Below are 5353 nucleotides of genomic sequence, written 5' to 3'. Positions count from 1 at the left end.
CAGCGAACTGAAGCGCCGCGACCTGCATGTTCACCCTGGCTGAACCTCTAGAACCCCCGAATTACGTCGAACCCGGGTGCGGGATGAGGTACTCAGGCCGTTCCGCAGGCATGGGCCAGTCACCCACGGAAGGTTCTTCCTGAAGCAGCTGATCTGACAGAGCGGCCTCAGGGGGTACGGCGGCCTGTATTCCGCGCGTCAGCGCACGGGACGCCACGGCCTTTCAACGACAACAAGGAGGAACGATGCCGGATCCGGGTAGCGAGCTGTCATCGCTGAATTTCGAAAGTCTCATCGGGGGTCCGATGGTGGCCGCCGTACACGCGCAGGTGCAGTCCGCTCTGGCGACGGTGAACTTCGTCAAGCAGGTGGGATTCCGCCAACCGCCGGCGGGCGGCGTGACCCCGGGCGACACGACGACCGGCGAACCCGCGACCGTGACCTTCAGCTACAAGAAGCAGGTGGCCACGGCGGACGGCAACGGTGTGGAGGAGAAACCCGCCTCGCTGACCGTGCCGCTGCTGGCCATCCTGCCCATTCCGTATCTGCGGATCGACGAGGTGAACATCGACTTCCTCGCGAAGATCGACTCCGTGCAGTTCCGGCAGGTGGACGAGCAGATCAAGGTGGGCGTCGACGCCGACGCCGAGGCATCCTGGGGATGGGGGTCGGCCCGTATCAAGGCGAGCTTCGCCTATCAGCGCGACACCAAGGAAGGGAGCAAGGACACCCGTTCGTATTCCATGGGGGTCAAGGCCCGTGCCGTTCAGGAGGAGCTGCCCGGAGGCATGGCGAAAGTGCTCGGCATCCTGGAGTCGATGATCCAGGAGAAGATCACGGAATGACCCGCCTGTCGGAATTTGTCGGAGGGCTCGGAGCCGGCCTGGTGTGTGGAAGGGCCCACAGCGATCTCGCCTCCGTGGAAGTCGCCCGTAAGTACGCGGCCGAACCGCTCCTGCGTGAGGCGCGGGTGCCTCGTATGACACTGCCCGAGGTCACGATCGAGGTGAAGTGCGTGATCGTGGACGTCGGCGCGGACGACGTGGAGATCCGCGTGACCCCCAGGGAACTCATGGACGTTCCCGCCGCACATCTGTCGACGATCGTCCTGAAGTGGAACGGAGAGGACATCGATCCTGTCCCTCCGAATGAAGGGCCGGGCTGAAGGGCGGTCGACTCGCACTCGCCGAGGCAACCAGCACGCCGGAGCTGCCCCGCCCTGCCAGGTCCGAGGACCGATCACCAGCCGCAAACCGCGGTGATCTTACGAGGGCGTCACCCGTGTTGGTGAGCCAGGAGTGCCGGTGAAGAAACTCCCGAACTCGGTCCGGGGTCGCGCGGGCTCGCCGAACCACGGGTGGAGGACCTTGGTGAGGGTGCTTGGGTGACAGATTGCCGGGAGGCCGATACCGGCAGCCGTTCGCCGGAAGAGAAGGGTTACGAACCCGTGTGGTGAGAGGGAGGCACACATGTCCGCGGACGACGACTTCTCTGGGATCGAACCCGATTTCCCGTTCATCCCGCAGCCGCTCCGGTTCTACGACGGTGGCGTCGATGCTGTCGAGGGGCAAGGGGGAGAAAAGGCTCGCTTTGGTTCCCCGGCCCTGATCGAGCTGGTCCGGTGCACCGACGAGGGCCGCGAGCGTTTCAGGATGGTGCGCCGCATCGCCTACAGGGATCGGCACCTCGGCGAGCTCCTGGTCCCCCGGGAGACCCGCACCTGGAGAACCGACCTGACCTCGGTGCCGACGCTCTTCACCTGGCTCGTGCCGAAGACCGGGGAGCACCTTCCGGCCACGTTGCTGCACGACGGACTGATCCACCCGCCGGGCAATAAGGAGTACACGTCAACCAACAACCACACCGTGTCGCGTGTGGAGGCCGACCGCGTATTGCGCGACGCGATGGCGGACGCCGGCACCAAGCTGATCCGGCGGTGGCTGATCTGGTCGGCGGTGACGATGGCGACGATGCTCGACCGCGAGAGATCGGCGAAATGGAAGTGGCGTTACCGCCCGTTCGTGGTCCTAACTCTCGGGGCGGTCGCAGCTCTGGGCGTCTGGGCGTTCTTCGACCTCATCGACGTCGCGATCCGCATCCCGAGTCTTATCTGGATGGGCGACCGGCCGCGCTACGAGCTCCCGAGTCTTCCCTGGATGGGCGACCGGCCGTGGTACTACGAGCTCGTCGGCGGGCTGTCGGGCGCGGTCGTGATCCCGCTAGTGCTGGCGCCGCCCTGGGGCCGTTTCTGGATCGCCGGCGCGGTCGTGGGAGTGAGCATGGGGGTGCTGCTGTATGGCACCGTCGTGCTGCTCTTCATCACCGGGATCTACCAGCTCGTGGAGTGGGTCATGACGTGGATGCCGAAGCCGGTGGCCCTCGCACTGACGGGCATCGCGACACTGGTGGCGCTGCTCGTATTCGCCGCCTTCACCGCCAAGACCTAGCTAAGGCCATGCCCGACCATCATCCAGCGGATGAGTGGGCCAGGACGGATGACACTGTCACGGGTTCACTCGGACGGTGCGCCGTATGAGCGGCCCAGACCGGTGGCGGGACCGTACGTCAGTCGACCGGCTGCGCTGCAGGGGGCTCGGGGCGTTGGGGGAGGTCGGTGTCGGGTCTGCCGACGTACCACTCGATGTAGCGGCGCAGTTCGGCGGATCGGTCGGTGTTCCTCCGTGCAGTGGCGGTCTCGAAGTCTTTCCACAGCTGGTCGTCGATGCCGCGTACGCCGCGGAGTTTCTCCTTGTGCTGATTGGCAAGGGTGTCCCGATCCCTTCTGATTCGAGAAGCACCTGCCGGTTACGCCCTCATCTGCGCCTGCCTCGACTGTGAGGTCACCCGACTTCCGTCTCTGTTGGCTGGAGATGTGGGGGTAGCCCTTGGTGAGGTTCCCCCTGCCGGCCGGACAGCTCGATACTGGGACGGATGGTCCCGGAGGAAGCAGTCACAGGTAGTGAGTAACAAGAGCAACATGAGCAAGCGGTACACGGCCGAGTTCAAGCGGGACGCGGTCGCCTTGGCGTTGTCCTCGGAGAAGACGGTCACCGAGGTCGCGCGGGATCTGGGCGTGAGTCCGGAAGGGCTGCGCGGGTGGGTGAAGCAGGCGAAGGTCGACCGCGGTGAGGGGCCCGCCGGGGCTTTGACCACTGCGGAGCGTGAGGAGTTGGTCCGGCTGCGGCGGAAGGTTCGCGAGCAGGAGGCCACGATCGAGGTTCTGGGAAAAGCGACCGCCTTCTTCGCTCAGGACAAGATGAGGTAGACACCGCGGCACGGTGTCGTTTCATCGATGCGGAGAAGGCATCGGAGGGTAACCCTGCAGGTCACAGCGTTGCGTTTCTGTGCCGTGTGCTGGGAGTGCCCCGTTCCACCTACTGCGCGCACAGGGCGTCACGGCCGGCCCGGACGGTGCGGGAGCGGGCCGAGGAGGTGCTGGTGGGCGAGATCCGGGTGCTTCACGCCGGATCTCGCGGTGCCTACGGGGCCCCGCGGATCCACGCCGCCCTGCGGCGGGCCGGGCGGGTGGTGAACTCCAAGAAGGTCGAGCGGCTGATGCGCAAGCACCGGATCGCCGGGATCACCCGCCGCCGGCGGCGGGGCCTGACCCGGCAGGCGAAGCGGGCGGTGTTCGCACCCGACCTGATCGGCCGGGACTTCACCGCGCCCCGGCCCGGGATGCGGCTCGTCGGCGACATGACTGAACTCAGCACGCTGGAAGGGAAGTTGTATCTGGCGACCTGCATCGATCTCGCGACGCGGGAGGTGGTCGGCTGGGCGATGGCCGACCACCACCGCGCCGAGCTGCCGGTCGCCGCCTTGCGGATGGCGGCCGGGCGTGGCGGCCTGGAGCACGGTTGCGTCATGCACACGGATCGCGGCAGCGAGTACACGAGTGACGAATTCCGCAGCGAAATACGCAAGTTGCTCATGAGGCAGTCGATGGGGCGCGTCGGCTCTTGTTACGATAATGCCGCCGCGGAAAGCTGGTTCGCCATCCTGAAAGCGGAGATCGGGACGACCGTGTGGGAGACCCGCGAGGCCGCCCGGGCCGACGTTTTCCGCTACGTCGAGGTTGAGTACAACCGCAGCCGGCTCCGTCGGCACCCCGCCTACGGGTACGTCACCCCGCTCGAAACGAGATCCCTGCTCAGGCAGAACCTCGTCCCGGCAGCGTAAACACCCGCTGTCCAGTTCGCGGGGGGAACTTCAGCCGGACTGGCGGTGTCGGCCTGCGGAGCGCCGGTAAGACCAGGAGCAATCCCGGCACAGCGCGAAGAAACAGGAAGCCACGGATTCCCGACCCAAGCCCGTGCCGCGTAGCGGCACAGCAACGATCGAGAAGGCCAGAATCCTCGGGCTTCAGCCCGAGGAGCAAGCCAAGGACTGGACGTGCAGACCATGATGTGGGTGGCGGAGGGGCGCGCCGACACCCCTGCGCCGCTGCGCTCGTCACCGACTTCGGCGCGCACCGACCCGGCGCGGCCGTATGTGTCCAGGAGGAGCTCGCCGGTGAGGGCGAGCTCCCGCCCTGGCTGGGGGATGCCGCCTTCAACCGCAGTCACCGGTCGGCGCTGGTGCGCAAGGCGCCGGAGGTCTACACGCCGTTCTTCCCGGACGTCCCCGATGACCTGCCGTACGTCTGGCCGGCCTCCGACCGGGTCAGGTGGACCAGATGACTCCGCCGTTGTGCAGAATGACCACCTTGGCGTCGGCCCGCAGGACCAGCTGCGCGTTCGCGTAGCCGTGGCTCCGGGAGGCCCAGATCGGGCGGTCGTCGCCGTTGTGGACGACGAGGTTGCCGTCCTCCTGGAAGATCGCCCGGTGGTTCGGGCCGAAGGTCATCGACGCCCAGATCGGCTTGTTCTTCTCGTTGTAGACGACGAGGTTGCCGTCGGACTGCATGACCAAACGGATGCGGTTGGTGCTCCAGGACTGGCCGGCTTGCAGGACGCTGGTCGCGTAGACGGTCTTGGTGCCCCAGTTCGGCTTCGGGTCCGCCTTGGGCTTCGGGGTGGTCTTCGGCTTCTTGGCGGCCGGGCTGCTCGTCTTTGCCGATGGCACGGGCGCGACGGCCTTGGGGGTGACCGCCGGGGCCGGTGTCTTCGGCTTCTCCTTGCGCGCGGGCGAACTGGGGCTTTCGGCCACGTAGTCGTCGAGGACGGCGGGGGCCGAGCTGGCGTTCAGGACCGTGTCCGAGTCCCCCGCCGCCAGCCCCCTGTTGTCGGGGCGCCCGTCGTCCTGGGCGCTGCCGGCCAGCAGCAGCGGTATCGCGATCAGGAGCAGGGCGCGTTGGGGATGGGCGGTGGCCTCCTCCGGGGTCAGACGGCCCTCGTCGAGCATCGACTGGACC

At 66.9% G+C, this 5353-nt stretch carries 5 protein-coding genes and 2 pseudogenes; 6 read left to right on the top strand and 1 reads right to left on the bottom strand.

Going from position 1 to position 5353, the window contains the following annotated elements; translation table 11 throughout:
• Positions 1–245: 245 nt before the first annotated feature.
• From O3Q52_RS48200 to O3Q52_RS48175, 6 genes and pseudogenes are all read left to right on the top strand, one after another.
• Positions 246–845: a DUF2589 domain-containing protein gene (locus O3Q52_RS48200; protein ID WP_269654788.1), complete on the top strand. Its 600-nt coding sequence runs from the start codon at positions 246–248 to the stop codon at positions 843–845.
• The gene (locus O3Q52_RS48195) at positions 842–1165 is read left to right on the top strand and encodes a hypothetical protein (protein ID WP_269654787.1); all 324 of its coding nucleotides are present in this window, start codon (positions 842–844) and stop codon (positions 1163–1165) included. Before O3Q52_RS48200 ends, O3Q52_RS48195 begins: the two co-directional genes overlap by 4 nt.
• Before the next feature lie 304 nt (positions 1166–1469).
• A complete protein-coding gene (locus O3Q52_RS48190) occupies positions 1470–2447 on the top strand; it encodes a DUF1353 domain-containing protein (protein WP_269654786.1) in 978 nt (325 codons plus the stop codon).
• A gap of 530 nt (positions 2448–2977) precedes the next feature.
• A complete protein-coding gene (locus O3Q52_RS48185) occupies positions 2978–3265 on the top strand; it encodes a transposase (protein WP_060902739.1) in 288 nt (95 codons plus the stop codon).
• Positions 3266–3288: 23 nt separating this feature from the next.
• Positions 3289–4179, top strand: coding sequence for an IS3 family transposase (locus tag O3Q52_RS48180; RefSeq protein WP_269654789.1), 891 nt, complete (start codon positions 3289–3291; stop codon positions 4177–4179).
• 257 nt (positions 4180–4436) lie between these two features.
• Positions 4437–4679 (top strand): annotated as a pseudogene (locus O3Q52_RS48175) (cytoplasmic protein); the annotation flags it as partial.
• Here the strand turns inward: O3Q52_RS48175 and O3Q52_RS48170 are convergent.
• Positions 4663–5353 (bottom strand): annotated as a pseudogene (locus O3Q52_RS48170) (hypothetical protein); the annotation flags it as partial. The pseudogenes O3Q52_RS48175 and O3Q52_RS48170 overlap by 17 nt on opposite strands.

It is taken from the genome of Streptomyces sp. ActVer (assembly GCF_027270795.1).
GTDB lineage: Bacteria > Actinomycetota > Actinomycetes > Streptomycetales > Streptomycetaceae > Streptomyces > Streptomyces umbrinus_A.
This window is presented reverse-complemented; position numbering and strand designations above follow the sequence as displayed.

What these genes read in the sequence shown, in the direction of transcription:
- O3Q52_RS48200 (WP_269654788.1), top strand. Translation starts at nt 246, where the DNA reads ATGCCGGATCCGGGTAGCGAGCTGTCATCGCTGAATTTCGAAAGTCTC.
- O3Q52_RS48195 (WP_269654787.1), top strand. Translation starts at nt 842, where the DNA reads ATGACCCGCCTGTCGGAATTTGTCGGAGGGCTCGGAGCCGGCCTGGTG.
- O3Q52_RS48190 (WP_269654786.1), top strand. Translation starts at nt 1,470, where the DNA reads ATGTCCGCGGACGACGACTTCTCTGGGATCGAACCCGATTTCCCGTTC.
- O3Q52_RS48185 (WP_060902739.1), top strand. Translation starts at nt 2,978, where the DNA reads ATGAGCAAGCGGTACACGGCCGAGTTCAAGCGGGACGCGGTCGCCTTG.